Below are 25,635 nucleotides of genomic sequence, written 5' to 3' on the forward strand. Positions count from 1 at the left end.
AAGACGAGACACCACCGAAACGGAGCGACTGATGACCGACACCATGCAGGAGACCACGATCCTCGACCGGGTCGCCGACGGACTCTTCATCGGCGGCGAATGGGTCGCCGCCGAGGGCGGCAAGACCCTCGCGGTCGTCGACCCTGCGACCGGCCAGACGATCAAGGAGATCGCGGATGCATCAATGGCCGACGGCATCCGCGCCCTCGACGCCGCCGTGGCCGCCCAGGATGCCTGGGCCGCCACGGCGCCCCGCGAACGCGGCGAGTTGCTGCGGCGCGCCTTCGACCTGCTGCAGGAGCGCAAGGAGGACTTCGCGCTCCTCATGACCCTCGAGATGGGCAAGCCGCTCGCCGAGGCGCGCGGTGAGGTGGTCTACGGCGGCGAGTTCCTCCGCTGGTTCAGCGAGGAGGCCGTGCGCATCACGGGCCGCTACGGCTTGAACCCCGAGGGTACCGGCCGGATGATCGTCTCGCAGCGCCCCGTGGGCCCGTCGTTCTTCATCACGCCGTGGAACTTCCCGCTCGCCATGGCAACGCGCAAGATCGCCCCCGCGCTCGCCGCGGGCTGCACGGTCGTCATCAAGCCGCCGGCCCTCACCCCGCTCACGACGATCGCCTTCGTGCAGCTGCTCGAGGAGGTCGGCCTGCCCGCAGGCGTCGTCAACGTCATCGCGACGAGCACGTCGTCGAAGGTGTCGGGCCCGATCATCGCCGACCCGCGACTGCGCAAGCTCTCGTTCACGGGCTCCACCGAGGTCGGGCGCACGCTGTTGCAGCAGGCAGCCCAAGGCATCCTGCGCACGTCGATGGAACTCGGCGGCAACGCCCCGTTCGTCATCTTCGAGGACGCCGACCTCGACAAGGCCGTCGACGGCGCGATGATCGCGAAGTTCCGCAACATCGGCCAGGCGTGTACCGCGGCGAACCGCTTCATCGTGCACGAGTCGGTCGCCGACGAGTTCGCGAAGCGAGTGGCCGAGCGCGTTCAGGCGATGAAGGTCGGGCGCGGCACCGAAGAGGGCGTGAACATCGGCCCCCTCATCGACGACAAGGCCGTCGACTCGACCGACGCGCTCGTGCAGGACGCCGTCTCGCGCGGCGCCACCGTGCTCACCGGCGGCAACCGCATCGACGGCGACGGCACGTTCTACGCGCCCACCGTGCTCGCTGGGGTCGCCGCCGGCAGCCGCATGCTGAAGGAGGAGATCTTCGGGCCCGTACTCGGCATCTCGACCTTCGCCGACGAAGACGAGGCGGTGCGCCTCGCCAACGCGACCGAGTACGGCCTCGTCTCCTACGTGTTCACGCAGGACCTCGCCCGAGGCCACCGCCTGATCGAGCGCCTCGCCACCGGGATGATGGGCCTGAACACGGGCCTCGTCTCGAACGCGGCCGCACCATTCGGCGGCGTCAAGCAGTCGGGCATCGGCCGCGAGGGCGGATTCGAGGGCATCCACGAGTTCCTCGACACGAAGTACACGCTCATCCCGGTGAGCTGACGGTCGAGCGGATGCCGCAGCCGCGCGCCCGCGGCATCCGCTCGCCTCATTTCCACAATTCAGGAACACTTGCTGCTCCGCCGGCCGCTCAGGGCTCAGAATTCAGGAACGGCTGCGGCGAGGTGGGCGAGATGGCGCGGATTTCAGCTCTGACCGAGCGGCATTGCCCGGCGGCTCCTGAATTCTGCACGAGGCACGACCCGGGTGCTCCTGAATTCTGCAGAGACGAACGAACGGAAGAGACATGGAACGGATCGACTGCGACGTCGTCATCGTGGGGGCCGGGGCATCCGGCCTCACCGCTGGCAGCCGTCTGAGGGACGCCGGCCGCACGGTCGTCGTGCTCGAGGCGCGCGACCGCGTCGGCGGGCGACTCTGGACCGACGACATCGACGGCGCGATGCTCGAGATCGGCGGCCAGTGGGTCTCGCCCGACCAGGACGCGCTCATCGAAACGCTCGAAGAGCTCGGCCTCGAGACCTACCCGCGCTATCGCGAGGGCGTGAACATCTACATCGGGCCCGACGGCGAGCTCAAGCGCTTCGACGGCGAGATCTTCCCGGTGCCGCCGGCGACGGAGCAGGAGATCGTCTCGCTCATCGACAAGCTCGACGCGCTCGTCGCCGAGATCGACCCCGACCGTCCGTGGGAGCATCCGCAGGCGAAGGACCTCGACGAGATCTCGTTCGCGCACTGGCTCGAGACGCAGACGGATGACGCCGAAGCACGCGAGAACATCGGGATGTTCATCGCCGGGGCGATGCTGACCAAGCCGGCGCACGCGTTCTCGGCGCTGCAGGCGTTGCTCATGGCGGCATCCGCCGGCTCGTTCTCGCACCTCGTCGACGCCGACTTCATCCTCGACCGCCGCGTCGTGGGCGGGCTCCAGCAGGTGCCGCTGCTTCTCGCGCAGCGGCTCGGCGGCGCGGTCCGCGTCGGCCAGCCCGTGCGCACGGTTCGCTGGGCGCTGCCTTCCGACGGTCGGACGGATGCCCTTGGCGCCGGCGTCGTCGCGGTGACCGACGACCTCGAGGTGCATGCGAAGTACGTCGTGCTGGCGGTCCCGCCGGTCCTCATCAGCCGCATCTCGTACGAGCCGCCGCTGCCGCGCCGACAGCAGCAGTTGCACCAGCATCTCTCGATGGGCCTCGTGATCAAGGTGCACGCCGTCTACGAGACCCCGTTCTGGCGCGATGCGGGCCTCTCGGGCACGGCCTTCAGCCCCTACGAGCTCGTGCACGAGGCGTACGACAACACGAACCACGAGGACCCGCGCGGCACGCTCGTGGGCTTCGTCGCCGACGAAGCGGCCGACGCCGTCTTCTCGCTGAACGCCGAGGAACGCAAGGAGCGGATCCTCGAATCGCTCTCGCACTACTACGGCGAGCAGGCGCTGCATCCGGTCGTGTACTACGAGAGCGACTGGGGCTCGGAGGAGTGGACCCGCGGCGCCTACGCCGCGAGCTTCGACATGGGCGGGCTCGCCCGCTACGGGCGCGACCTCCGCACCCCCGTCGGGCCCATCCACTTCTCGTGCAGCGACATGGCGGGCAAGGGCTACCAGCACGTCGACGGCGCCATCCGCGTCGGCCGCGACGTCGCCGACGAGATCCTCGGCGCGAGCTCGTAGCGCGCGACGAATCCCGGTGCCGCTCGTCGCGGCATCGCGCACCAACCACCTGAGAGAGGCTGCAATGACGCACCAACCCGAGTCCGACGCCCCACTGGCCGCGGCGACCATCCCGGTCGAGCGCACCGAGTACCGAGAGCACGGCGAACACGCCGAGCCCGCGCAGGCCGAGCACGGCATCACGAAGAAGGGGCTCTCCGCCGGCTCGGTGGGACTCATCGGCGCGATCGTCATCGGCATCTCGTGCATCGCTCCCGCGTACACGCTCACGGCCGCGCTCGGTCCGACCGTGTCGGAAGTGGGCGTGCAGGTGCCCGCGATCATCCTTGTCGGATTCATCCCGATGCTGCTCGTCGCCTTCGGCTATCGCGAGCTCAACCGTCGGATGCCCGATTCGGGCACGTCCTTCACGTGGGCGACACGCGCGTTCGGCCCGTGGATCGGCTGGCTCGCCGGCTGGGGACTCGTCGCGGCCACGATCCTCGTGCTCTCGAATCTCGCGGGTATCGCGGTCGATTTCCCGTTCCTCCTCATCTCGCAGGTCGCGGGCAATCCCGAGCTGGCGGGTCTCGCCGCGAACCCGCTCATCAACGTCGTGGTGTGCCTGCTGTTCATGCTCGGCGCGACGTGGATCTCGTACCGCGACATGCGGACGACGCAGCGGCTGCAGTACTGGCTCGTCGGCTTCCAGGTGGTCGTGCTCGTGATCTTCTCGGTCGCGGCGATCGCGGGGGTCGTGAACGGCAACGCGTTCGACGCCACGGCGATCGAGCTCTCGTGGTTCAACCCGTTCGCCGTCGAGTCGTTCTCCTCGTTCGCCGCCGGCCTCTCGCTCTCGATCTTCATCTTCTGGGGCTGGGACGTGACGCTCACGATGAACGAGGAGACGAAGGGCTCGGAGAAGACGCCCGGCCGCGCGGCGACCATCACGGTCGTCACGATCGTCGTGCTGTACCTGCTCATCGCCATCTCGCTCATCGCCTATGCGGGCGTCGGCACCGGCGAGTTCGGACTCGGCAACCCCGACATCCAGGACAACGTGTTCTTCCACCTCGCGGGGCCGATCCTCGGACCGCTCGCGGCGCTCGTCTCGCTCGCCGTGCTGACGAGCTCGGCGTCGAGCCTGCAGTCCACGTTCGTCTCGCCGGCGCGCACGCTCCTCGCCATGGGGCACTACGGCGCCCTGCCCGAGAAGTTCGCCCGGGTCAGCCCGCGCTTCTTCACGCCCGGGTACGCGACGATCGTGTCGGCCGTCGTGGCATCCGTCTTCTACGCCGTCATGCGCTTCCTCAGCGAGAACGTGCTCTGGGACACGATCACCGCCCTCGGCATGATGATCTGCTTCTACTACGGCATCACGGCGTTCGCGTGCGTGTGGTTCTTCCGCACGGTGTGGATGCGCTCGGTGCGGAACTTCTTCTTCACCCTGCTCTTCCCGCTCGTCGGCGGCGTGATCCTCTCCGTGCTGTTCTTCACGACGCTCGTCGACAGCATGGACCCCGACTACGGTTCGGGCTCGTCGGTGTTCGGTGTGGGCCTCGTATTCGTGCTCGGCATGGTGGTACTGCTCTCGGGCGTCGTGATCATGCTCTGGCAGTGGCGCAAGCGCCCGGCGTTCTTCCGCGGCGAGACGCTCTCGCGGGCGGCCGCCGAGGACTGAGCGTTCATGAGATGACGCGAATCGACCTTCCGACGCATCGGAAGGTCGATTCGCGTCACTTCGCGTGCTCATGGCGACGAATGCCTCGACGACCCGCGGCCCGGGCCGGGGCGTCGCAATAGACTGTCCGGGTGCCACTGAACCCCGAGTTGCAGGGGCGGGTCTTCCCGCCCACCGAGCCCTACCTCGTCGGCCGCGAGAAGGTGCGTGAGTTCTCGCGCGCCGTCTTCGCGACGAACCCGGTCCACTTCAACGTCGAGGCGGCCCGCGCCGCCGGCTACGACGACGTCGTGGCACCGCCGACGTTCGCCGTCGTCGTGCAGGAGCTCTCGCTCGCCCAACTGCTCGCCGACCCCGAGGCGGGCATCGACTTCTCCCGTGTCGTGCACGGCGACCAGCGCTTCACCTCGACGCGGCCCATCGTCGCGGGCGACGAGCTCACGGCGACCCTCACCGTCGCGAGCGTGAAGTCGCTCGGGCCGCACTCGATGGTCACGGCCCAGTCCGAGATCACGGATGCCGCGGGCGAGCACGTCGTCACGAGCATCTCCACCCTCGTCGTGCGAGGAGATGAATGATGACCATCACCACCGCCCCCGACTTCCCGTCACTCGCCGTCGGCGACATCGTCGCGGAGCGCTCCTTCCCGCTCACCCGCGACTCGCTCGTGCGCTACGCGGGCGCCTCCGGCGACTTCAATCCCATCCACTACCGCGACGACATCGCGCACGCCGTCGGCCTGCCGGGCGTGCTCGCCCACGGCATGCTCACGATGGGCCTCGCGGTGCAGGCGGTCGTCGACTGGTCGGGCGATCCCGGTCGCATCGTCGACTACCAGGTGCGGTTCACCCGCCCGGTCGTGGTCGACCCCGAGAGCGGTGCGGTCGTGGCGGTCATCGCCAAGGTGGGCCAGCTCGACGACGACGCTCGAGCCGCCCGCATCGACCTCACGGTGAAGGTCGGCGACGAGACGGTGCTCGGCAAGGCGCAAGTGCGCGTCATCCTCGGCTGACATGGTGAACGACGTCCGATTCGCCGAGCTCACGACCTTGCACGTCGGTGGGCCGATCGAGCGCCTCGTCACCGGCACCACGCAGCGCGATCTGGTCGACCTCGCCCGCGAGGCGTGGTCCTCGGGCGCGCCGTGGCTCGCGCTCGGCGGCGGCTCCAACCTGCTCGTCGGCGACAACGGGTTCCCCGGCACCGTGGTGCGTGTGGCCACGCGTGGCATCGAGGTGCTGCCCGACGGCGACGACGGGGCATCCGTGCTCCTGCGGGTGCAAGCCGGTGAGTCGTGGGACGATCTCGTGGCCTTCACGGTCGAGCGCGGGTACTCGGGCATCGAGGCGCTCTCGGGGATCCCCGGCTCGGTCGGTGCCGCGCCCGTGCAGAACATCGGCGCCTACGGGCAGGAACTCGAGTCGACCCTCGTGGCGATCGAGTTCCTCGACGAGTTCGCCGACGTGCCGCGCCGCATGACCGCCGCCGAGCTCGAGCTCGGCTACCGCACGTCGGTGCTGAAGCGCGGGCTGCCCGGCATCGTCGTCTCGGTCGAGCTGCGCCTGCACGACACGTCCGCCGAGCGTGCGGTGCTCGGCGAGGCCCTCGGCCAGCCAATCGCCTACGGCCAGCTCGCCGACGCCCTGCACGCGCAGCTCGGCGACCGGGTGCCGATCGCGAGCGTTCGCGACAGTGTGCTCGCACTGCGCGCGGCGAAGGGCATGGTGCTCGACGACGCCGACCTCGACTCGGTGAGCGCCGGATCGTTCTTCACGAATCCCATCGTCTCGGAACGCGTTTCGCGTACGCTGCCCGGCGCAGCTCCGCGCTGGTACCTCGAACCCGAGGAGCCCGACGAGGTGGTCCCGCTCGCGGGCGGCGGCCCGGCCGAGTCGCCGCTCGACGCGTTCCTCGCGCACACGGCTTCGTTCGAGGCATCCGACCCGGTGACGGATGCCGCAGACGGCGAGCCGCTCGTGAAGCTCTCGGCCGCGTGGCTCATCGAGCAATCGGGCATCCACCGCGGCTTCACGCTGCCGGGTTCGCGCGCGGCGATCTCCTCGAAGCACACGCTCGCGCTCACCAATCGCGGCGGCGCGACCGCCGACGAGATCGTGCAGCTCGCCCGCTTCGTGCAGCACCGCGTGCAAGCCGAGTTCGGCATCGTGCTGCATCCCGAGCCCGTGCTTGTGGGAATCGAGCTCTAGCAGCATCCACGAACCCGACCTCTGCTGCGGGCGAGGCCGCTCGATAGGCTGGAATGCGTGATCAACGAGGATTGGCTGCCGCACCGGCGCGCCATCGACGGCGAGCTCGCCGGCTACCTCGTGCCTGCGGCGGGTGAGTCGGGGCGATTCGCGCCCGTGACGATCATCGGCACGATCATCGAGCCCGAGACGGGGCCGCTTCCCGAGCTGGAGGCGAGGGCGCTCGTGGAGGCCCGGGGCCTCGAGGAGCTCCACGGACACTGGTGGGCGGAGCTTCCGGCGCCGCTGCTGCCCGGAGTGCTCGATGCCTCCAATCCCGTCGCCGGGTGGGAGTGGCGCCTCGTCGTGATCGTCGAGGCCGACGACGAGCGGTGCGTCGTCCGTCCGCAGAACCCGGCCCGCGAGGAGCTCGAGTCGAGCGCTGTGCTGCCCGTTCCCGTCGGTGAGTTGCTGCGTCCAGAGTGAAGCGCCCGGCTCAGCGGCGCGCGCGCTCGCCCCGCCGAATGAGGGCGACGAGCCCGAACACCACGACGAGCACGCCGAGCCCGAGCAGGGCGTAGAGCGCCGCCGCGAGCGGGCTGAGGTTCGCGAACGCCGCGCCGACGGCATCGCGACGGGCGGGTTCGACGATGACCCACAGCGTCGTCGCCGCGAGCGCACCGAAGAGGAGGCTCCAGACGAGGGCGCCCCAGCGCACCGTCGGTCGGGCGATCGCGGTCGACGGATCGGATGCCCCGGCGCCCGTCGAGCCGGCGTCGCCATCCGTGAGGGTCGCCGTGAAGGATGCCTGGTCGAAGCCGGAGGTCGCCGACGCCACCGACGTCACCGACGTGTTCGGACCCTCCGAGTCCGTTCGCGCGTTCCTCTCGCTCATCGTCCTGCCTCCTCATGGATGGTCACGTAGATCGTGCCCGATTGCTGCTGACGCACGGTGAGGGTCGCGTCGCTCGAGGTACCGCGGTTCGCCGCCGACCGTGTAGACCCGGCCTCGACCGCTGAGCTGGGGCTCGTATGTCGCGACTCCGTCCTTCGAGTAGTCCACCACCTGCACTCGGCCCGCATCACGCGCGTCGAGGGTGACCCGGGTGCCGTCGAGGATCGTGAGATGCACGTCGCCGACGCCTTGCGTGAGCTCGATCTCGGGAGTGCCCGGCGCACCCTGCACCTCCGCGAAGGCGGTCAAGTGCGCGTCGCCGATGGGTTGCACGAAGGTGCCCGACCTCACCAACGGGATTCCGAACGACGGCGGAATGATCGTCACGGCGGATGCCACGCTCGCACCGAGCATCACGACGGTGGTCGCGGTCGTGGCGAACGCCAGGAACCCGCTCCGACGGCGGCTCACGGCCGCCACGAACATGCCGAGTGCGAGTGTGAGGGTCGCCACGGCGAGCGACACCGCGACGATGTGGCCGCCGAGATCGGCCGAGCCGACCGCCCAGATCGCCCCGACGGACCCCGCGATGACGGCGAGGCCGAGCACGGTGAACACGTAGGCGGCACTCGCTCGCGGCCGCTCCGCCCGTCGCACCCGGCGGGCCTCGTCGGCCTGCGCGGCGAGGGCGACCGCCTTTGCCTTGTTCTCGGCGGCGGCCTGGGCGCGGGCGGCACGATCGGCGTCCTGCTGGGTGCGCTTCCACTCCTCGTGCGACGTGCGCCAGGCCTCGTGCTGGGCTCGCCACTCCGCGAGCGCCGCGGCGTCGGCGCCCTCGGCGGGCACGGGGGGCTCGAGGGTCGTGCCGGGAGTCGCGGAAGCCATTCGCGGCGCCGCACCGCCGCCCGGGGAGGTAGGAGAGGTAGGGGAGGCAGTGGAGACGGGCGCGGTCTGCGCGGCCCGGCGAATGAGCCAGACGACGAGCGCGATGGCGCCCGCGATGACGGCGAGCACCCAGAGCACGCGGAACGGGGTGAGCACGTCGACGCCGCCGAACCAGATCGACGGCCACTCGGGCCACCAGCGCCAGCCGAGCCACCCGTCTTGGGCGATCGGCAGCATCCCGATCACGCCCATCACGGCGATGCCGACGATCGCGGGATCGACGGTGCCGCGCAGCAGTCGCTCGAGGTGGATCTCGCCCTCGGCATCGGGCAGCAGCAGCCACGCGATCGCGTAGAGCAGCACGAGCGGGGCGCCGAACAGCGCGATCACCACGACGATGCCGCGCACGATGAGCGGGTCGATGCCGAGGCGAGCGCCGATGCCGGCGCACACGCCGCCGAGCCACCCGGCGCGGCGCGGCAGGCCGAGTCGGCGAAGCCAGGCGTAGAACCCGGTGCCGGTGCCCGGCGCGGGTGTCGCCGCGCCGGGAGCACCGGAGGATGGAGCCGACCCGCCCGCCCCGTTGCCAGGCGGTCCGGCCGCCGCGGAGTCCCCGTTCACGTCGTCCGGCGCTGGGCCTGCCTCGGGGGCGGTGTGGTTCGTCTCCATGCCTCGATGCTGGCAGTGGTGACGGATGCCGCGCCATGGGGTGGATCCCTGATTCGACCCTGACTCGGGCGGCCCCGCCCGAGCCATCGCGCGCGCGTCTGCTTGGATGGCTGGCATGGAGTCGCCCGTGCCCCGCATGACGCGGCCGCGGTCGTGCGTGGCCACCGGGGTCGCGGCCGGGCTGGCGGAACACCTCGGCTGGCCGGTCGCGATCGTGCGCGCGGCATTCGTGGTGCTCTCGTTCGCGGGCGGCGCCGGCCTGCTCCTCTACTGCTGGCTCTGGGCGCTCACGCCGTGGGCGCCGGCCGGCGACGCAGAGCGGGCACGACCCGTGCGGCGCGCGCCGGTCGCGTGGCTGCTCGTCGCGGCATCCGCCCTCTGCCTCGTGAGCGTGTGGGTCGCCGACACCAAGTGGCGCTTCGCCGACGCCGCGACGCCGACGTGGTGGTTCGGCCCGGCGATCGCGGGCATCGCGCTCGCCGTGGCGGCGGGCGCCTGGGCCACGTTCGTCGACCGGCCCGATCCCGATCGCGGCCCACGCACCGAACTCGCGATCCGTCTCTCGGCGACGGTGCTGCTCGGCGTCACGGCGCTCCAGCTCGTCTTCAGCCCAGGGTCGGGCTGGGGGCGCGTGCCGACGTTCGGTGCGGCGCTGCTCGCCGTGCTCGGCATCGCGCTCGTGTTCGCGCCGACCCTCATCGCCCAGTGGCGCGACCTCACCGAGGAGCGCACGCGACGCATCCGCCAGGAGCAGCGCAGCGAGATCGCCGCGCACCTGCACGACTCGGTGCTGCAGACACTCGCGCTGATCCAGAACCGCGCCGGCGCCACGAGCGAGGTCGCGCGCATCGCGCGGGCGCAGGAGCGGGAGCTGCGCGATTGGCTCTACGCCGGTGACACGACCGGCGAGAGCGATCTCGGCACCGACTTGCGTGACTTCGCCGCCGCGCTCGAGATCGACTATCCCGTGACCGTCGACGTCGTCGTCGTGGGTGAGTCCCGCGAGGGAGCGAGCGGCGACCTCGCGGCGGCCGCCCGCGAGGCGATGCTCAACGCGGCCAGGCACGCGGGCGGCGAGGTGTCGGTGTACGTCGAGTCGACCCCCGAGGCGGTGGAGGTGTTCGTGCGCGACCGAGGGGCGGGCTTCGCGCTCGCCGAGGTGCCGGGCGACCGGCTCGGCGTGCGCGAGTCGATCATCGGCCGGATGCGCCGCGCCGGCGGCTCCGCGAGCGTGCGTGGCGGCGCAGGCGGAGTCGGCACCGAGGTACGGTTGCGGTTCCCCGATGAGCGAGTGGAGGTGGCACGTGGATGACCCGGCCGAGACGCGCGTGCGGGTCGTCATCGTCGACGACCACTCGATCTTCCGCTCGGGCCTGAAGGCCGATCTCGATCCAGCGATCCTTGTCGTGGGCGAGGCGCACGACGTCGAGTCGGCGGTACTGGCGGTGACGGATGCCGCGCCCGACGTCGTACTCCTCGACGTGCACCTGCCCGGGGTGTCCGTGCCCGCCGGCGCATCGGGCGGCTCCGAGGTGATCCGTCGCGCTGCGCCGGCCGTGCCCGGCACCCGCTTCCTCGCGTTGAGCGTCTCCGACAAGGCCGAAGACGTCGTCGGCGTCATCCGTGCCGGTGCTCGCGGCTACATCACGAAGGGCTCGTCAGGCGGCGACGTCAGCCGTGCCGTGCACGCGGTCGCCGGAGGCGACGCGGTGTTCTCGCCGAAGCTCGCCGGCTTCGTGCTCGACGCGTTCGGCGCCGCGGTCGGCGAGACGGCATCGGCGAGCGACGAGCTCGACCGGCTCTCCGCGCGCGAACAGGAGGTCATGCGCCTCATCGCCCGCGGCTACTCCTACAAGGAGGTCGCCGCAGAGCTCTTCATCTCGACGAAGACCGTGGAGTCGCACGTGTCCGCCGTGTTGCGCAAGCTGCAGCTCTCCTCGCGGCACGAGCTCACGGCGTGGGCGAGCGCCCGGCGGTTGCTGTAGCCGACGCCGGGCGGTAGACGTCGAGGGCCGCGGGCACGATCCGCAGCGTCGTGCGGTAGCCCGGCACGGCGAGCTCAGCGGATGCCTCTTCGGTCGCCTCGAGCGAGACCTCGCCGTCGTGCGCGAATCCGGGCGGCTGCCCGTGACGGGGGCGCACGATGACCTCGAGCGAATCGGTCCGGAACGACTCGATGCGCTCGGGCAGCAGTCGCAGCTGTCGCAGCATCGCGCTCGTGCGCCGGCCGAACGCGAGCGAGGCGGCGGCCCGGGCGCGCGAGCCGGCGTGCAGCATGCGCACGTCGAGCACGCCGCCGTCGAGCTGCCTCCGTTGCAGGGGAGCCGGAGTGCCGGGGTCGTTGGCGCCGACGCCGACGAAGAGCGTCCACACGCGCGCGCGGCGGCCGTTCATCACGATCGTCACGGGCTCCGATCTCGTGAGCACCCGAATCGCGGAGACGAGCGCCGCGGGCCATCTTCCGAGGCGTCTCTCGAGGCGTTCGCGCTCGGCGACGAAGTCGGGGTAGACGCCCACCGAGGCCGTGTTCAGCACCGTGATGGGGGGTTCGTGGCCGAAGGCGAGCTCTGCGACATCCGCTCGCACGCCCTCACCTCGCTGCAGGGCATCGACGGCGAGTTCCACGGATGCCGCACCCGCCGTGCGCGCGAAGTGGTTGAACGTGCCGCCCGGTACGACGAACAGCGGCAGTCCGGCCGCGCGCGCCTCATGGGCGACGGCCGCGACCGACCCGTCGCCGCCGCACACCCCGAGGATGCGCGGGGGATCGGGGCGTGCTAGGGCGCGGTGCACGGCCTCCGCGGCGGTCTCGTCGTGCAACTCGTGCAGTTCGGCGCGCGGGAGTCGTTCGACGAGCACCGCGGTGGGGTCGAAGCGCATGACGCTCGTGCCCGATGAGCGGTTCACGATGACGAACACGCCCTCGCCCTCGGGCGCGGCCGGCAACGGTCGATCCGCTCCGGTCGGCGGCGGGCCGGGAGCCACTCCGGGCTTCGGCGTCACGAGGAGTGCGCCGGCGCCCGCGACGGCTGCTCCGAGGGCGAGACCGCCGACCACGTCGGACATCCAGTGCGCGCCGGTGTGCAGCCGTGAATAGCCGACGCCGACCGCGACGGGTGCGATGACCGCGCCGAGCCGCGGGCTCTCGAGGGCGACGCCGGTGGCGAAGGCCGCACCGCTCGCGGAGTGCCCCGACGGGAACGACGGCGTGATGGGCGGCTTCGGCAGGTGCCGCCCGATCGGCACGTCGGCGAGGAGGGGCCGGTCGCCGCCGAACACCTTCTTGGCGATGACGTTCGTGAGCGCGCTCGCCACGAGCAGCGAGAGCAGGCCGCGGGCCGCGGTGCGCCGGCGTCTCGTTACGGCGAGCACCCCGGCGAGGGTCCACCACAGCACGCCCTTGTCGGCGAATCCCGAGACCTGGCCCCAGAATCGGTCGATCGCGGGATGCGCGTGCCGGCGGTTGATCGCACGCCCCACTGCGGCATCCGCCCGGCGAAGCCAGTGCGGCAGGATGCGCGTGCGTCGTACGGCGACTCTGAGGCTCGTGATGGCCACGACGCCAGCGTAGGCGGCTCGGCAGTCGAGGTCGACGGGGTTGCGCATCCGCCGAAGATTCGGCGAATTACTGAGATCTTCCAGCCTCCGCGGCTCTGCCCGCAATGGATCCCCGGATGAGGGGGCCCATCTCATCTGAGAGACGCTCACCAGTCCGGATTATGACGTGCGCCCGGAATTCCGTCGGAGCGCCACGGCGAGGGAGGTCATCCACGCGACGAACAGCAGTGCCGAGAGGCTCGCGAGCGGGAAGAACGCCTGCACGATGAACGTCGCGGTGCCGAGGATGCCGAGCCACGCGATGACGTAGCCCGAGATCCTCAGCACGCGGCCGGCGAGGCCCGCGCGTGCCAGCAGCACCGCGACGGCGATGAGCAGCACGGCACGTGGGAAGCCGCTGAGCGCCACCGATAGCGGCATCACGCCGTCGAGCGCCTTGACGACCGCGCCGGCGGCCGCGCTCGTGTCGGCCGCGCCGATCGCCGGCGTCACCGCCGAGACGAGCGCGCCGATTGCCGGGATCAGGAAGCTGAGCACCCCGGCCGACATGGCGGCGGGAATCAGCGGTCCGTCTCCCACGCGGCGAAGGATCGCGTCGAGACCGCCGAGAAACAGCAGCGCGAACGGGAGGGGCAGCATCATGAGGAACGTCCCGACCGCGACCATGGTGCCGGCGTCCCGGAATCCGACGGCTGCCTCGACGGGCGTGGCATCGATCGCCGGATGGCTCGTCGCGAAGAAGACGAACGTGAACACGACCCCGATCAGGTAGGTCAGTCCGACGAGCACTCCGCAGAGCAGCATCCGTCGTTCATCCCGAGCCGCGGAGCCGGATGCTGCAGCTGCGCCGGAGAGGTGTGAAGTGGTCGTGGTGGTGGAAGGTGTCGTCGTCATGCCGACACTCTCGTGCGGAGCCGGTCCGCGGCGCATGAGCCCCAGGTCACGACGTGCATCGGGACATCGCGTCCCATGACAGCGGGACGCCCTCTGCGGGAGGATGGCGGCGTGGGTTACATCATGGGAGTGCTGGCGGTCGGGTCCGGGCTGGTGGGCGCCGCGCTGCACGCGGTCAATGCCGCCGCCGACCGCGGCGTCGAGCCGTCGTTCTGGCTCCTCTCCGCCCTCGGGGCGTTCGCCTTCGGCATCACCGGGGCGGTCGTCTCCACGCGCTCGCAGGTTCGGCGGATTCCCCTGCTGCTCAGCGCGATCGGGCTCGGGCAGGGCCTGGCGCTGCTGTTCCGGGAGTACGCGCTCCTCGGTGAGGGGCCGCTCGACTGGCTCGCGCTCTGGCTCGGCTCCTGGCTGTGGGCGCCCTCGTACATCGCGTCGGCAGCCCTGCTTCCGCTGCTGCTCCCCGACGGATTCCTCCCGTCATCGAGATGGCGGCCTGCTCTCGTGCTCTCCATCGTCGCGCTCGCGGCGCAAGCGTCGAGCTGGGCGTTGACGCCGTACGACCTTCAGGACGTTCCCCTCGTGGTGCGGGACCTCGGGAATCCGGTGGGCGTCGCCGCCGCGGCGTCTCCCGTGGTGTTCGGTGTGGTCAGCGCGTTGACCCTGCTCGCGGTGGGGCTCGCGCTCGCCTCCGTCGCCGCGCGCTGGCGCGAGTCGACGGGGGAGCGGCGGCAGCAGTTGAAGTGGCTCCTCGTCGGCGGCGCTGCGACCGTCGTGATCTTCGCGCTCGGCTTCCTCGTGCCGCAACCGGCGGGTGAAGTGGTCGCGGCGCTCGCGGCGATCCCGGTTCCCGCAGCGTGCGGCGTCGCCGCCTTGCGACACCGACTCTGGGACGTGGACCTCGTCGTGTCCGTCGGCCTCCGCTATACCATCCTCTCCGCGGTGGTCATCGCCGTCTACGCCACGATCGTCGCCGTGCTGGGCGCTTCGACGGGAGCGCCGGTCGTCGCGACGGCCGTGGTGGCGCTCGTGCTGCTGCCCCTGCACTCCTGGCTCCAGCGCTGGACGAACCGGCTCGTGCACGGCGAGCCCGACGATCCCAGCACGGCCCTCGCACGACTCGGCGAGCAGTTGGAGGCCACGTCCGACCCCGCTGACGTCGCCGACCGGCTGCTGCCCCAGGTCGTGGCGCGAATCTCCGGTCTGCTGCAGTCGCCGTACACCGCGATCCGCCTGGCCGACGGTGGCGTCGTCGAGCACGGCATGAGGCCGGAAGACCTCGACCAGGTCCCGCTGCGGTACGGAGGGGCGGAGGTGGGAACCCTCGAGCTCGCGCACCGACCCCGCTCCCGCAGAGAGGCGGGCAGGCTCGACCTCCTCGCTCGGCAGGCCGCCGTCGCGGTGCACTCCGTGCTCCTCACCCGTGAGGCTCGACGCTCGAGGCAACTCGTCGTCGCGGCGCGCGAGGAGGAGCGGCGGCGGCTCCGCTGGGACCTCCACGACGGCGTCGGGCCCTCCATCGCCGCCTTGGCGCTGCAGGCGGAGACCGCGAGGGACCTGGTCGCCGAAGATCCGGCCGCCGCCACCGAGATCCTCGACCGCCTCGTGCCGCGCCTCAACGGCGCGGTCGCCGAGGTTCGGGCGATCGTGCACGAGCTGCGGCCGCCGACGCTCGACGAGCTCGGGCTCGCCGGTGCCGTCCGGGAGCTGGCGACCCGCTTCGCCGGTCGCGACCTCCAGGTCGAGGTCGACCTGTCCGACGTCGGCGAGCTGCCCGCCGCGGTCGACCTCGCCGCCTACCGGATCGTCTCGGAGGCGCTTGCGAACGCCGTGCGGCACTCCGGCGCCGCCACGGTGCGCGTCACGGCGAAGCGCGACGGCCCGTGGCTGAGCGTCGAGGTGGCCGACGACGGCCGTGGCATCGATGCGGATGGCCGGGTCGGGGTCGGGCTGGCGTCGATGCGCGCCCGCGCCGAGGAACTGAACGGGCGGTGCGTCGTCGGCGCACCCGCCGACGGCACGGGCACCGTCGTGTCGGTCCTGCTGCCCCTGATTTTGGAGGAGGAGCCCCGATGAGCCTTCGAGTTCTCGTGGTCGACGACCATCCGCTGTACCGCGACGGCCTGGTCACCGCGATCGCCGCCATGCCCGAGATCGAGGTGATCGGCGATGCCGCCGACGGTGTCGCCGCCGTGCGCGCGGCGAAAGAGCTTGCGCCCGACGTCGTCGTCATGGACCTGCACATGCCCGAGCTGAACGGCATCGAGGCGACGCGCCAGATCGTCGCGGAGCGGCCGGCCACGGCCGTGCTCGTGCTGACGATGCTCGACGGCGACGATTCCGTCTTCGCGGCGATGCGCGCCGGCGCGCGCGGCTACCTGCTGAAGGGCGCCGACCGGGCCGAGATCCGCCGGGCGCTCGAGGCGGTGGCCCACGGCGAGGTCGTCTTCAGCGCGGGCATCGCGTCGCGGGTGCTCTCGTTCTTCGCCGCCGGACCGGCCCGATCGGCACTGTCGCCCTTCCCGAGCCTGACCGAGCGCGAGCGGGAGATCCTCGACCTCGTGGCACGCGGCCTCACGAACGCGGCGATCGCGCAGCGATTGGTGCTCTCGAGCAAGACCGTGCGCAACCACGTGAGCAACGTCTTCACCAAGCTTCAGGTGGCCGGCCGCGCCGAGGCGGTGGCCCAGGCCCGCGACGCGGGACTCGGCGCACCCTGAGCACTCAGAGCAGCCCGAGCTCCATCGCCCGCGTCACCGCGCGAGTGCGGTCGTTCACCTCGAGCTTCTCGAACGCGTGCAGCAGGTGGGTCTTCACGGTCGCCTCGCCGATGTAGAGCTCGCGGGCGATCTCGGGGTTCGAGCGGCCGGCGGCGACGAGGGCGAGCACCTCGAGCTCACGTGGCGAGAGGGCGGGCAGGTCGACGGATGCCGCAGCCGCCCGCACTCGCGAGACGAGCTTCGCGGCGATCGACGGGGCGAGCACCGTCTCACCCGCAGCGACCGCACGGATGCCCTCGAGGATCTCCGCTTGCGGCGCCGCCTTCAGGAGGTAGCCGCCCGCGCCCGCCTCGATCGCGGCGAGGATGTGGTCGTCGGTCTCGTACGTCGTGAGCACGAGCACTCGCGTGCCGGTGCCGGCCGCGACGATGCTCGCCGTCGCGCTCGCGCCGTCGACGCCCGGCATGCGCAGGTCCATGAGCACGAGGTCGGGGCGCTCGGCCTCGGCGAGGGCGACCGCCTCCACGCCGTCGGCGGCCTCGCCGACCACCTCGATGCCCGGCGCGGTCTCGAGCAGTCCCACGATGCCGGCGCGCACGATGGGGTGGTCGTCGGCGACGACGACGCGGATGGGCTCGGTCATGCGGGGTTCTCCTCGGTGGCCGGTGTCGCTGTCGACGTGGGTGACGGCAGCGCGGGTGTCGGCGGCGTCGCGGTCGGCGCGGCGGCATCCGTTCGGGGCACGACCACGCGCAAGACCGTGCCGCCCGACTCGCCCGGGCCGAACGCGAACTCGCCGCCGACGAGCGCGACGCGATCGCGCATGCCGGCGAGCCCGAATCCGCCCTCTCCGGGCACCGCGCCTGCCGGCCCGACGCCGTCATCGCGCACGACGAGCACCACCTCGGCAGGCCCCGCCGTGATCTCGATCGTCGCGTGCCCGGCGTGGGCGTGCTTGCGCACGTTCGCGAGCCCCTCTTGCGCGCACCGCAGCAGCACGACCTCGAGCTCGCGATCGAGCGCGTCGGCGTCGGCCGTCACCGAGACCCGCACTCCCGTCTCGCGTTCGAAGCTCGTCGCCAGCCGGCGCAGCGCATCGGCGAGCCCGGCCTCGGACTCGACGGGCGTGAGCGACGCGACGAGTCCGCGCGCCTCGGTGAGCGCCTCGCGGGCCATCTGCTCGATGAGCTCCACGTCGCCGCGAGCGGATGCCGCCGCCACGCCCTCGATCGGCTCGAGCCGGTTGCCCGCCCGCTGCGCGACCATCACGAGCCCGGTCAGGCTCTGCGCGATCGTGTCGTGGATCTCACGGGCGAGCCGCCCGCGCTCCTCGAGGACTCCCGAGTCGCGGTGCATCACGGCGAGCTGCCCCTGTGCCGTCTGGAGCTCATCGAGCAGCCGACCGCGCTCGTCGCCATACTCGGCGATGCGGGTGATCCAGAGCCCGAGTGCGATGCTGAAGCCCACCGAGAACAGCGCAGTCGGCACACCGCTCAAGATATCCCCGGGCCCGTCGAGCAGGGCGTACCCGACGGCGAGCGCGAACGCGATGAGGAGGTTCGAGGCGATCGCGCTGCGGGTGCTCGGCGCGGTGAACCACAGGAACGGGTAGATGAAGGTCTGCATGATGGCGAACGCGGGTTCGAACGCGCATCCGAAACCGATGATCGCCGCGAACACCATGGCGATCACGATGAAGTGGCCCATCGGGGCGCCCGGCCCCGAGCCGGGGATGAACCAGCGCGCGTACGCGGCGTAGAACACGAGGAACGCCCCCAGGACGATCCACGTGCCCCACTCCTCAGGCCCGTAGGGCGGCTGGCGAAGGTTGATCAGCGCGGTGACGGCCGTGACGGCCACCGCCGCGAGATCCCACCATCTGAGCCTGCGCATGCTGCTACCTTCGCACGCGACTAGGCGTCGCGTCGGATCCACCGGAACGTCAGCCGGCTGATGACGAGACCGATGACGAGCCAGGCGACGAGTGCGATCGCGACCCAGCCGAGATCCCATTCCTGGTTCTGTTCGAGCACCTTGAAGTCGTCGGGCAGGAACGCCGCTCGCATGCCCTGCGCCATCCATTTGAGGGGGAAGATGCTCGCGAGGTTCTGCATCCATTCGGGCAGGATGTTGAAGCGAAGGTAGACGCCCGAGATGAACTGCAGCACGAGCACGATCGGGATGACGACCGCCGTCGCGCTCTTGCCCGAGCGCGGGAGCGCCGACAGCGCGATGCCGAGCAGCGCCGACGTCGCGACGCCGAGCACGAAGACCCACGCGAACGTGAGCCACGCGTCCGTGGTGGTCGGCAGCGCGATGCCGAACAGGGTCGCCGAGACGAGCAGCAACAGGCCCGCCTGCAGCACCGCGGTCACGAACACCTGGCCGATCTTGCCGAGGAAGTACGAGACCGGCGAGAGCGGCGTGCCGCCGAGGCGTTTCAGGGTGCCGTCGCCCTTCTCGGTGGCGATGTCGACGGCGAGGTTCTGCACGCCCGAGAGCAGCATGCCCGCGGCGAGCATGCCCGGCAGGTAGTAGGCGCCCACCGAGATCCCCTCGGCGCCCGGTCCGGTCTGGATGTCGCCTGCTGCGCTGAACGCCGCGGTGAAGATGCCGAGCATGATGATCGGGAAGAGGAAGGTGAAGAACACGGCATCCGGCGACCGGAAGTAGCCCTTGATCTCGTACCCGATTCGCGAGGCGCCGATCCGCAGCATGCCGGGCCGGGTCGCGCGCCCGTGGCTTCCGTGTGCCGCGTGGGCGGCGCCGGTCGTGGTGGTCGTCGTCTCGCTCATGCGAGCGCCTCCTCGTCGTCGCGCGTCTCGGCTTCCGCCGCGCGCACCAGCTGCAGGTAGATGTCCTCGAGGCTCGGCCTGATGACCTCGAGCCCCTCCGGCTCGCCGCCGAGTTCACGGGCGACGGATGCCACGAGCTCGGCCGGTGCCTCGGTGCGCTCCTCACGCGTCACCCCCGAGCGATCCCGCCAGCGCACGATCGGTACGCGCGCGTCGGCCCCGCCGAGCTCGCCCACCTTCCCCACGTCGACGAGTCGTCCGCCGAGGATCACGCCCGCACGGTCGCCGAGCCGGGCGGCCTCGTCGAGGTAGTGCGTGGTGAGGAGGATCGTCGTGCCCTCCGCCTTGAGGCCCCGGATGAGCTTCCAGAACTCGCGCCGTGCCTCGGGGTCGAAGCCCGTCGTCGGCTCGTCGAGGAAGAGCAGCTCGGGGCGGCCGATGATGCCGAGTGCCACGTCGACGCGGCGGCGTTGGCCGCCCGAGAGCTTGGAGATGCGGATGCCGGCCTTCTCCTCCAGTCCGACGGCCGCGATCACCTCATCGACGTCGCGCGGGTCGGCGAAGAACTTCCCGAAATGAGTGAGCTGCTCGCGCACCGTGTAGACGCCCGATTCAGTCGCCGATTGCAGCACGATGCCGAGCCGCGCCTTCCAGTCGAGGTCGCCATGGGCCGGGTCGAGGCCGAGCACGCTCACCTCGCCGGCGGTGCGCAGACGATAGCCCTCGAGGATCTCGACGGTCGTCGACTTGCCGGCACCGTTGGGTCCGAGCAGGGCGAAGGTCTCGCCGCGGGCGATGTCGAGGTCGATCCCGTCGACGGCGGCGACCCCGCCGTACACCTTGCGAAGCCCGCGGATGCGGATCGCAGCATCCGTTGCGGTCGTGCCCGTTGCGGGCGCTGTGATGTCCATGCTCCGAGCCTGCTCCTGCGGCGGGCGCGGCGACAGCCCCCGTGCGGTCGATTCGTGCATCCACCGATCGGTGGATGCCGCCGTCAGAGCGCGGCGACCTCGGCGAGCCGGCGCCGCAACTGCCGCTGCTCGGCCTCGGTCGGGGCGAGCGCGAGCGATTCGTGCAGGCGCGCGGCTGCGGCATCCGTTCGTCCGAGCCGCACGAGCAGCTCGGCTTGCGCTGCGGGCAGCAGGTGATAGCGATCGAGGGCGCCGGATGCCTCGAGCCGGTCGAGCTCGTCGAGCCCCGCTTGCGCGCGGCCCGCGAAGCCGTGCGCGAGCGCCCGGTTGAGCTCCACGACGGGTGAGGCGGTGAGCGCCGCGAGCTCGTCATAGCAGGACGCGATGCGCTCGAAGTCGGTGGCGGCAGGCGATTCCGCCGTGGCGTGGCACGCCGCGATCTCGGCCTGGAGCCGGTACGGCCCGCGGCTGCCGGCGCCGTCGAGCAGGGCGAGACCCTCCACGATCTCGGATCGATCCCAACGGCTCCGGTCCTGGTCTTCGAGGAGCACGAGCTCGCCGGCGTCGTCCACTCGCGCGTCGCGCCGCGAGTCCTGCAGGAGGAGGAGGGCGAGCAGCGCGCTCGCCTCGCCCTCATCGGGAAGCAGCTGCACGACGAGTCGCGCGAGCCGGATCGCCTCGTCGGCGGGCGCCCGGCCTCGCGCGGCGTCGCCGCCGGGCGCCGAATAGCCCGCATTGAACACGAGGTAGAGCACGGCGAGCACGCCGCCGAGCCGCTCGGGCAGCGCCGCGGCATCCGGCACCCGGTAGGGGATGCCCGCGTTGCGGATGCGGCGCTTCGCACGCACGAGCCGCTGCGCCATGGTGGCCTCTGGCACGAGGAACGCCCGCGCGATCTCCTCGGTCGTCAGCCCGCCGAGGGTTCGGAGCGTGAGGGCGACGCGCGCGTCGAGCGCGAGTGCCGGGTGGCAGCACGTGAACACGAGCCGCAGGCGGTCGTCGACCCCGTCGGCCGGCTCGTCGGCGTCGTCGAACCCCGGGAGTGCGGGCGAGTCCGGCATCGCCGGCAACCGCGCGCCGGCGCGTCGCCCGACGCTCCCGCCCCGCTCCACCTCGTGCATCTCGGCCGCCTCCCGCGCCTTCGTCGCTTCGTTCGCCCGTCGCCGCAACCGGTCGATCGCGAGATTCTTCGCGACCGTCGTGAGCCACGCGCCGGGATTCCGCGGCACGCCCTCGTCGGGCCATCGCTCGACGGCGCGTGCGAAGGCGTCGGCCGCGCATTCCTCGGCGAGGGTCCAGTCGCCCGTCTGGCGAATGAGGGTCGCCGTCACCCGCGCCCACTCCTCGTGGTAGGCGCGGGTGACGGCGTCGCCGACGGTTGTCGCGGCTGCCGTCATCCGGCCGCCGTCGTCTCCTCGAGCAGCTCGCGCTCGTAGCGTTCCCGCGGCGACTCATGCGCGTCGATCGGCCACGCGGGTCGCAATTCGATGTGGCCGAACCGGGCCATCGGATGCTTCGACGCGATCTCGATCGCCTCGTCGAGGCTCTCGCACTCGATGATGTCGTAGCCGGCGATCCACTCCTTCGACTCGGCGAAGGGGCCGTCGGTCACGAGCACCTCGCCGGCCCGCCGCCGCACGGTCGTGGCATCGGCGGGCGGTCTCAGCCGCTCGCCGCGAATCCGCGCGCCACGCGCCTCGACCTCGTCGACCCAGTCGCCGATGTTGTCGTCTTCGGGCACGAAGGGCTCCCCATCGGCGGGGTTCGACATGACGAGCATCAGGTATTCCATGGTGTCCTCCAGTTCACACGGTATGCACTCACGACGAACGGGGGAAGCATGATTCGACACTTCTCGCCGACACTGCGTGCCTCGGCGTCTTCGAGCGCGTCGATTCCCGTCATCGCGAGCGCTTCGCCCGCCCGATTGGTCGCAATGTGGCGCGATCAGTGCGGAAGCACGAGCAGCACGCCGAGCGCGACCATGACCACGGCGATCAAGCCGTCGAGCACTCGCCACGCCCGCGGGGAACCGAGCACGCCGCCGAGCAGCCGCGCGCCGTACGCGAGGCCGAAGAACCAGATGATGCTCGCGATGCCGGCGCCGACCGCGAAGGCCCAGCGGCCGTCGTCGTGCGTGTTCGCGACCGATCCGAGCAGGAACACCGTGTCGAGGTACACGTGCGGGTTCAGCCACGTGAGCGCGAGGCACGTGAGCACGGCCGCCCGAAGGGTCGTGCGCGACACTTCCGACGTTGCGACCACAGTGGGCGGTGCGGTCGCGACGGTCACGGATGCCGCGGGCGGGCGGCTGTCCCGGGCCGCCTCGCTCGCGGCATCCGTCACCGGCTCGACCGCCGTGTCGGCCGACGTCGCCTCGGCGACGAGCGCCTCGCCGCTCGGACGCAGCGCGCGCCGCGCGGCGAGCACCCCGTACCCGACGAGGAAGGCCGCACCCGCCCACCGGATCACGTCGACGAGCCACGGCACCGCCGTGAGCACCGCGCCGACGCCCGAGACGCCGACGACGACGAGCGTGAGGTCGCTCAGCGCGCAGATCGCGGCGACCGCGAACACGTGCTCGCGGCGGATGCCCTGGCGCAGCACGAACAGGTTCTGCGCGCCGATGGCGATGATGAGCGAGAGGCCGAGGCCGAGCCCGGCAAGGGCGGAGGAGAGATGCACGACTTCGACGTTAGGCGGGCATAGCAGATCAATCCAGCTCATGATTCTTCAGTGGCATTAGCATTGCTACAGATGGAGATTCCACTCGACCTCGCTCGCACCCTCGCTGTCGTCATCGACGAGGGCACCTTCGACGCGGCCGCGCGCCGGTTGCGGCTCACGCCGTCGGCGGTTTCGCAGCGCATCAAGGCGCTCGAGCAGCAGCTCGGGCGAGTGCTCGTCGTGCGGGCGAAGCCTGTGCGCGCCACCGACGCGGGGGCCGCCGTCGTACGACTCGCCCGCCAGCTCGCCCTGCTCGAGCACGACACGCTCGCGGACTTCGGGCTCGCCCCCGAGTCCACCGGCCCCGTCACGATTGCGCTCGCCGTGAACGCCGACTCGCTCGGCACGTGGTTCCTCCCGGCGCTCGCACGGGCGATGCAGCGGCATCCGGTGGTCTTCGACCTGCACCGCGACGACCAGGACTTCACGGCCGGGCTGCTCGAGTCGGGCGCCGTCATGGGTGCGGTCACCTCCCAATCGGTGCCGGTGGCCGGATGCCTCGTGCGCCCGCTCGGCGTCATGCGCTACGAGGCCGTGGCGACGCCTGCCTTCATGGCGCGGTGGCTCCCCGATGGTGCGACCGAGGCGGCCCTCGCGGCATCGCCGCTCGTCGACTTCGATCGCCGCGACGACCTGCAGCGCGACCATCTGCGCGCGATGGGCGTCGACCCCGAGGTGCCGCCGCGCCACTTCGTGCCCGCGTCGAACGACTTCGCCACTGCGGTGAAGCTCGGACTCGGCTGGGGGATGCTGCCGGGCTTCCAGTCCGAGACGGAACTCGCCGTCGGCGACCTCGTGCGCGTCGGTGGCGATCCGATCGACGTCGCCCTGTACTGGCAGCAGTGGAACCTGCGATCACCACTGCTCGATGCGATTGCGGCCGAGCTCGTCGACGAGGCACAACGCAGCCTGCGACCCGTGCAATCGGTGCGTCCAGACGGCACCAGCGGTGCGCCCAGCCCTAGCAATTCATGACGGCGCGGGCAACCCCCTCCCGCTCTCGCGATCCTCGGCGTTCACTGGAGAGTGCAGCACACCGCTGTGACTCTGAAAGGAGCAGCCATGAGCGCAGGCGACCGCATGGAGAACGCTGCCGAGAAGGTCGGCGGCAAGGCCAAGGAAGCCATGGGCAAGATGACCGACGACGAGGGCAAGATCGTCGAAGGCAAGGCCCAGCAGGCCAAGGCTGATGTGAAGAACGCCGGCGAAGACGTCGAGGACGCCGCCAAGGACGCATTCGACAAGTAACCGTCGCCGGCGCCACTTCCGACGAGTGAACGGCCGCAACCTCCCACGGGGTGGTCGCGGCCGTTCCGCGTCGAGTGTTGCCTCGTCAGGCGAAGAGGCGCTGCAGGCGCTCGATGCCCTCGAGCAGCGGCGCGTCGCCGAGCGCGTAGCTGAAGCGCAGGTAGCCGCTCGGCCCGAACGCCTCACCGGGCACCGCCGCGACATCCGCCTGCTCGAGCATGAGGTCGGCGAGCTCGAGTGAGGTGGTCGGCGTGGCGCCACCCCACGAGCGGCCGAGGAGCCCCGACACGTCGGGGTAGACGTAGAACGCGCCCTGCGGAACCGGCACGCTGATGCCCTCGATCTTCGAGAGCTCGGCGACGATCGTGCGGCGACGGCGGTCGAACGCGCGGCGCATCTCCTCGACGGCATCCTGAGGCCCCGTCAACGCTGCGATCGCGGCGCGCTGCGAGATGTTCGACACGTTCGATGACAAGTGCGACTGCAGGTTGGCCGCGCCCTTGATGACGTCGGCGGGGCCGACCATCCAGCCGAGGCGCCAGCCGGTCATCGCATACGTCTTCGCGACGCCGTTGACGAGGATCGTCTGGTCGGCGAGGCCCGGCACCGCCTCGACGATCGACACCGCGCGCGGCGGCGCCCCGTCGGGCTCGTCGGCGTAGGTCAGGTTCTGGTAGATCTCGTCGGAGACGACCCAGATGCCGTGCTCGAGCGCCCATTCGCCGATCGCCTTCACCTGCTCGGGCGCGTAGACGGCGCCCGTCGGGTTCGACGGCGAGACGAAGAGCAGCACCTTCGTGCGGTCGGTACGGGCCGCCTCGAGCTGTTCGACGGTGACGAGGTAGCCCTGGTCGGCGCCCGCGAACACGTCGACCTGGCGGCCGCCTGCGAGCTTGATCGCCTCGGGGTAGGTGGTCCAGTACGGCGTCGGCACGAGCACTTCGTCGCCGTCGTCGAGCAGCACCTGGAAGGCCTGGTAGACGGCCTGCTTGCCGCCGTTCGTGACGACCACCTGGCCGGCGCCGACCTCGAGGCCGGAGTCGCGCAGCGTCTTCGCGGCGACCGCCTCGCGCAGCTCGGGCAGCCCGGCTGCGGGCGTGTATCGATAGTTCTTGGGGTCGCGCGTGGCCGCGAGCGCCGCCTCGACGATGTACTCGGGCGTCGCGAAGTCGGGTTCGCCGGCCGCGTACGAGATGACCGGCCGCCCCTCTGCCTGGAGGGCCTTCGCCTTCGCATCGACCTTGAGGGTCGCGGACTCGGCGATGGCGGCGATTCGGGCTGAGAGGCGCGCGTGTTCGGTCACGACGACCAGCCTACGGCGAGCGGATGCCGCGTGGGGCATCCACTTCGACGGTTCTC

Annotated in this window: 25 protein-coding genes; 13 read left to right on the forward strand and 12 right to left on the reverse strand. The window is 71.2% G+C overall.

Annotated features, from left to right (window positions below; translation table 11 throughout):
• Window positions 1–31: 31 nt before the first annotated feature.
• The 7 genes from QFZ29_RS00940 to QFZ29_RS00970 all read left to right on the forward strand — a co-directional run bounded on the left by QFZ29_RS00940 (window position 32) and on the right by QFZ29_RS00970 (window position 7,463).
• Entirely contained in the window at window positions 32–1,501 is a 1,470-nt protein-coding gene (locus QFZ29_RS00940; RefSeq protein WP_306892370.1) for an NAD-dependent succinate-semialdehyde dehydrogenase, read from the forward strand.
• 244 nt (window positions 1,502–1,745) lie between these two features.
• A complete protein-coding gene (locus QFZ29_RS00945; RefSeq protein WP_306892371.1) occupies window positions 1,746–3,131 on the forward strand; it encodes a flavin monoamine oxidase family protein in 1,386 nt (461 codons plus the stop codon).
• Window positions 3,132–3,195: 64 nt separating this feature from the next.
• A complete protein-coding gene (locus QFZ29_RS00950; protein WP_306892372.1) occupies window positions 3,196–4,791 on the forward strand; it encodes an APC family permease in 1,596 nt (531 codons plus the stop codon).
• Between the two features lie 131 nt (window positions 4,792–4,922).
• Entirely contained in the window at window positions 4,923–5,369 is a 447-nt protein-coding gene (locus tag QFZ29_RS00955; protein WP_306892373.1) for a MaoC family dehydratase N-terminal domain-containing protein, read from the forward strand.
• Window positions 5,369–5,803, forward strand: coding sequence for a MaoC family dehydratase (locus tag QFZ29_RS00960; protein ID WP_306892374.1), 435 nt, complete (start codon window positions 5,369–5,371; stop codon window positions 5,801–5,803). Before QFZ29_RS00955 ends, QFZ29_RS00960 begins: the two co-directional genes overlap by 1 nt.
• 1 nt (window position 5,804) lies before the next feature.
• On the forward strand, window positions 5,805–6,998 hold the full coding sequence (locus QFZ29_RS00965) for a UDP-N-acetylmuramate dehydrogenase (protein WP_306892375.1): 1,194 nt from the start codon (window positions 5,805–5,807) through the stop codon (window positions 6,996–6,998).
• A gap of 57 nt (window positions 6,999–7,055) precedes the next feature.
• A complete protein-coding gene (locus tag QFZ29_RS00970; RefSeq protein ID WP_306892376.1) occupies window positions 7,056–7,463 on the forward strand; it encodes a hypothetical protein in 408 nt (135 codons plus the stop codon).
• A gap of 10 nt (window positions 7,464–7,473) precedes the next feature.
• Here the strand turns inward: QFZ29_RS00970 and QFZ29_RS00975 are convergent, their stop codons facing one another.
• Both QFZ29_RS00975 and QFZ29_RS00980 read right to left on the reverse strand, forming a co-directional pair.
• Window positions 7,474–7,872 carry a hypothetical protein gene (locus QFZ29_RS00975; protein ID WP_306892377.1) on the reverse strand — a complete coding sequence of 133 codons (399 nt, stop codon included), beginning with the start codon at window positions 7,870–7,872 and terminating at the stop codon, window positions 7,474–7,476.
• A 12-nt stretch (window positions 7,873–7,884) separates the two neighbouring features.
• A complete protein-coding gene (locus QFZ29_RS00980) occupies window positions 7,885–9,426 on the reverse strand; it encodes a PspC domain-containing protein (RefSeq protein WP_306892378.1) in 1,542 nt (513 codons plus the stop codon).
• Between the two features lie 136 nt (window positions 9,427–9,562).
• On the opposite strand from QFZ29_RS00980, the gene QFZ29_RS00985 reads away from it, so the two are divergent.
• Together QFZ29_RS00985 and QFZ29_RS00990 are read left to right on the forward strand one after the other, a co-directional pair.
• The gene (locus QFZ29_RS00985) at window positions 9,563–10,738 is read left to right on the forward strand and encodes an ATP-binding protein (protein WP_306896555.1); all 1,176 of its coding nucleotides are present in this window, start codon (window positions 9,563–9,565) and stop codon (window positions 10,736–10,738) included.
• Window positions 10,731–11,411: a LuxR C-terminal-related transcriptional regulator gene (locus QFZ29_RS00990; protein ID WP_373426160.1), complete on the forward strand. Its 681-nt coding sequence runs from the start codon at window positions 10,731–10,733 to the stop codon at window positions 11,409–11,411. The genes QFZ29_RS00985 and QFZ29_RS00990 overlap by 8 nt, the downstream gene beginning before the upstream one ends.
• Here QFZ29_RS00990 and QFZ29_RS00995 read toward each other — a convergent pair.
• Both QFZ29_RS00995 and QFZ29_RS01000 read right to left on the reverse strand, forming a co-directional pair.
• Complete coding sequence (locus QFZ29_RS00995) at window positions 11,377–13,032, reverse strand: bifunctional phosphatase PAP2/diacylglycerol kinase family protein (RefSeq protein ID WP_306892380.1); 1,656 nt, start codon at window positions 13,030–13,032, stop codon at window positions 11,377–11,379. The genes QFZ29_RS00990 and QFZ29_RS00995 overlap by 35 nt on opposite strands.
• Before the next feature lie 111 nt (window positions 13,033–13,143).
• The gene (locus QFZ29_RS01000; RefSeq protein WP_306892381.1) at window positions 13,144–13,878 is read right to left on the reverse strand and encodes a hypothetical protein; all 735 of its coding nucleotides are present in this window, start codon (window positions 13,876–13,878) and stop codon (window positions 13,144–13,146) included.
• 111 nt (window positions 13,879–13,989) lie between these two features.
• On the opposite strand from QFZ29_RS01000, the gene QFZ29_RS01005 reads away from it, so the two are divergent.
• Together QFZ29_RS01005 and QFZ29_RS01010 are read left to right on the forward strand one after the other, a co-directional pair.
• On the forward strand, window positions 13,990–15,951 hold the full coding sequence (locus QFZ29_RS01005; RefSeq protein ID WP_306892382.1) for a sensor histidine kinase: 1,962 nt from the start codon (window positions 13,990–13,992) through the stop codon (window positions 15,949–15,951).
• Window positions 15,948–16,595, forward strand: a complete 648-nt coding sequence (locus QFZ29_RS01010; protein WP_306892383.1) for a response regulator — start codon at window positions 15,948–15,950, stop codon at window positions 16,593–16,595. The genes QFZ29_RS01005 and QFZ29_RS01010 overlap by 4 nt, the downstream gene beginning before the upstream one ends.
• A 4-nt stretch (window positions 16,596–16,599) precedes the next feature.
• Here QFZ29_RS01010 and QFZ29_RS01015 read toward each other — a convergent pair whose 3' ends face one another.
• The 7 genes from QFZ29_RS01015 to QFZ29_RS01045 form a co-directional block, all read right to left on the reverse strand.
• Window positions 16,600–17,238: a response regulator gene (locus QFZ29_RS01015; RefSeq protein WP_306892384.1), complete on the reverse strand. Its 639-nt coding sequence runs from the start codon at window positions 17,236–17,238 to the stop codon at window positions 16,600–16,602.
• Window positions 17,235–18,488, reverse strand: a complete 1,254-nt coding sequence (locus QFZ29_RS01020) for a sensor histidine kinase (protein ID WP_306892385.1) — start codon at window positions 18,486–18,488, stop codon at window positions 17,235–17,237. The genes QFZ29_RS01015 and QFZ29_RS01020 overlap by 4 nt, the downstream gene beginning before the upstream one ends.
• Window positions 18,489–18,508: 20 nt before the next feature.
• Window positions 18,509–19,390 (reverse strand): ABC transporter permease, encoded by an 882-nt coding sequence (locus QFZ29_RS01025; protein WP_373426161.1) that lies wholly within the window; start codon window positions 19,388–19,390, stop codon window positions 18,509–18,511.
• Window positions 19,387–20,301, reverse strand: a complete 915-nt coding sequence (locus QFZ29_RS01030; protein WP_306892386.1) for an ABC transporter ATP-binding protein — start codon at window positions 20,299–20,301, stop codon at window positions 19,387–19,389. The genes QFZ29_RS01025 and QFZ29_RS01030 overlap by 4 nt, the downstream gene beginning before the upstream one ends.
• Window positions 20,302–20,384: 83 nt before the next feature.
• The gene (locus QFZ29_RS01035; RefSeq protein WP_306892387.1) at window positions 20,385–21,698 is read right to left on the reverse strand and encodes an RNA polymerase sigma factor; all 1,314 of its coding nucleotides are present in this window, start codon (window positions 21,696–21,698) and stop codon (window positions 20,385–20,387) included.
• Window positions 21,695–22,093, reverse strand: a complete 399-nt coding sequence (locus QFZ29_RS01040; RefSeq protein ID WP_306892388.1) for a YciI family protein — start codon at window positions 22,091–22,093, stop codon at window positions 21,695–21,697. Before QFZ29_RS01040 ends, QFZ29_RS01035 begins: the two co-directional genes overlap by 4 nt.
• Window positions 22,094–22,248: 155 nt before the next feature.
• Window positions 22,249–23,028: a LysE/ArgO family amino acid transporter gene (locus QFZ29_RS01045; RefSeq protein WP_444876249.1), complete on the reverse strand. Its 780-nt coding sequence runs from the start codon at window positions 23,026–23,028 to the stop codon at window positions 22,249–22,251.
• Between the two features lie 30 nt (window positions 23,029–23,058).
• On the opposite strand from QFZ29_RS01045, the gene QFZ29_RS01050 reads away from it, so the two are divergent.
• Complete coding sequence (locus tag QFZ29_RS01050) at window positions 23,059–24,003, forward strand: LysR family transcriptional regulator ArgP (RefSeq protein ID WP_306892390.1); 945 nt, start codon at window positions 23,059–23,061, stop codon at window positions 24,001–24,003.
• Between the two features lie 87 nt (window positions 24,004–24,090).
• Complete coding sequence (locus QFZ29_RS01055) at window positions 24,091–24,276, forward strand: CsbD family protein (protein WP_306892391.1); 186 nt, start codon at window positions 24,091–24,093, stop codon at window positions 24,274–24,276.
• An 85-nt stretch (window positions 24,277–24,361) separates the two neighbouring features.
• Here the strand turns inward: QFZ29_RS01055 and QFZ29_RS01060 are convergent, their stop codons facing one another.
• A complete protein-coding gene (locus tag QFZ29_RS01060) occupies window positions 24,362–25,618 on the reverse strand; it encodes a pyridoxal phosphate-dependent aminotransferase (RefSeq protein WP_306892392.1) in 1,257 nt (418 codons plus the stop codon).
• Window positions 25,619–25,635: the final 17 nt, after the last annotated feature.

Origin of the sequence: Agromyces albus, assembly GCF_030815405.1 — a bacterium.
Classification (GTDB): Bacteria; Actinomycetota; Actinomycetes; order Actinomycetales; family Microbacteriaceae; genus Agromyces; species Agromyces albus_A.

What these genes read in the sequence shown, in the direction of transcription:
- QFZ29_RS00960 (WP_306892374.1), top strand. Translation starts at nt 5,369, where the DNA reads ATGACCATCACCACCGCCCCCGACTTCCCGTCACTCGCCGTCGGCGAC.
- QFZ29_RS01060 (WP_306892392.1), bottom strand. Translation starts at nt 25,618, where the DNA reads ATGCCCCACGCGGCATCCGCTCGCCGTAGGCTGGTCGTCGTGACCGAA.
- QFZ29_RS00975 (WP_306892377.1), bottom strand. Translation starts at nt 7,872, where the DNA reads ATGAGCGAGAGGAACGCGCGAACGGACTCGGAGGGTCCGAACACGTCG.
- QFZ29_RS01045 (WP_444876249.1), bottom strand. Translation starts at nt 23,028, where the DNA reads ATGAGCTGGATTGATCTGCTATGCCCGCCTAACGTCGAAGTCGTGCAT.
- QFZ29_RS01040 (WP_306892388.1), bottom strand. Translation starts at nt 22,093, where the DNA reads ATGGAATACCTGATGCTCGTCATGTCGAACCCCGCCGATGGGGAGCCC.
- QFZ29_RS00995 (WP_306892380.1), bottom strand. Translation starts at nt 13,032, where the DNA reads ATGCGCAACCCCGTCGACCTCGACTGCCGAGCCGCCTACGCTGGCGTC.
- QFZ29_RS00965 (WP_306892375.1), top strand. Translation starts at nt 5,805, where the DNA reads ATGGTGAACGACGTCCGATTCGCCGAGCTCACGACCTTGCACGTCGGT.
- QFZ29_RS00980 (WP_306892378.1), bottom strand. Translation starts at nt 9,426, where the DNA reads ATGGAGACGAACCACACCGCCCCCGAGGCAGGCCCAGCGCCGGACGAC.
- QFZ29_RS01035 (WP_306892387.1), bottom strand. Translation starts at nt 21,698, where the DNA reads ATGACGGCAGCCGCGACAACCGTCGGCGACGCCGTCACCCGCGCCTAC.
- QFZ29_RS01015 (WP_306892384.1), bottom strand. Translation starts at nt 17,238, where the DNA reads ATGACCGAGCCCATCCGCGTCGTCGTCGCCGACGACCACCCCATCGTG.
- QFZ29_RS00945 (WP_306892371.1), top strand. Translation starts at nt 1,746, where the DNA reads ATGGAACGGATCGACTGCGACGTCGTCATCGTGGGGGCCGGGGCATCC.
- QFZ29_RS01030 (WP_306892386.1), bottom strand. Translation starts at nt 20,301, where the DNA reads ATGGACATCACAGCGCCCGCAACGGGCACGACCGCAACGGATGCTGCG.
- QFZ29_RS00950 (WP_306892372.1), top strand. Translation starts at nt 3,196, where the DNA reads ATGACGCACCAACCCGAGTCCGACGCCCCACTGGCCGCGGCGACCATC.
- QFZ29_RS01020 (WP_306892385.1), bottom strand. Translation starts at nt 18,488, where the DNA reads ATGCGCAGGCTCAGATGGTGGGATCTCGCGGCGGTGGCCGTCACGGCC.
- QFZ29_RS01055 (WP_306892391.1), top strand. Translation starts at nt 24,091, where the DNA reads ATGAGCGCAGGCGACCGCATGGAGAACGCTGCCGAGAAGGTCGGCGGC.
- QFZ29_RS01000 (WP_306892381.1), bottom strand. Translation starts at nt 13,878, where the DNA reads ATGACGACGACACCTTCCACCACCACGACCACTTCACACCTCTCCGGC.
- QFZ29_RS01050 (WP_306892390.1), top strand. Translation starts at nt 23,059, where the DNA reads ATGGAGATTCCACTCGACCTCGCTCGCACCCTCGCTGTCGTCATCGAC.
- QFZ29_RS01025 (WP_373426161.1), bottom strand. Translation starts at nt 19,390, where the DNA reads ATGAGCGAGACGACGACCACCACGACCGGCGCCGCCCACGCGGCACAC.
- QFZ29_RS01010 (WP_306892383.1), top strand. Translation starts at nt 15,948, where the DNA reads ATGAGCCTTCGAGTTCTCGTGGTCGACGACCATCCGCTGTACCGCGAC.
- QFZ29_RS00985 (WP_306896555.1), top strand. Translation starts at nt 9,563, where the DNA reads ATGACGCGGCCGCGGTCGTGCGTGGCCACCGGGGTCGCGGCCGGGCTG.
- QFZ29_RS00940 (WP_306892370.1), top strand. Translation starts at nt 32, where the DNA reads ATGACCGACACCATGCAGGAGACCACGATCCTCGACCGGGTCGCCGAC.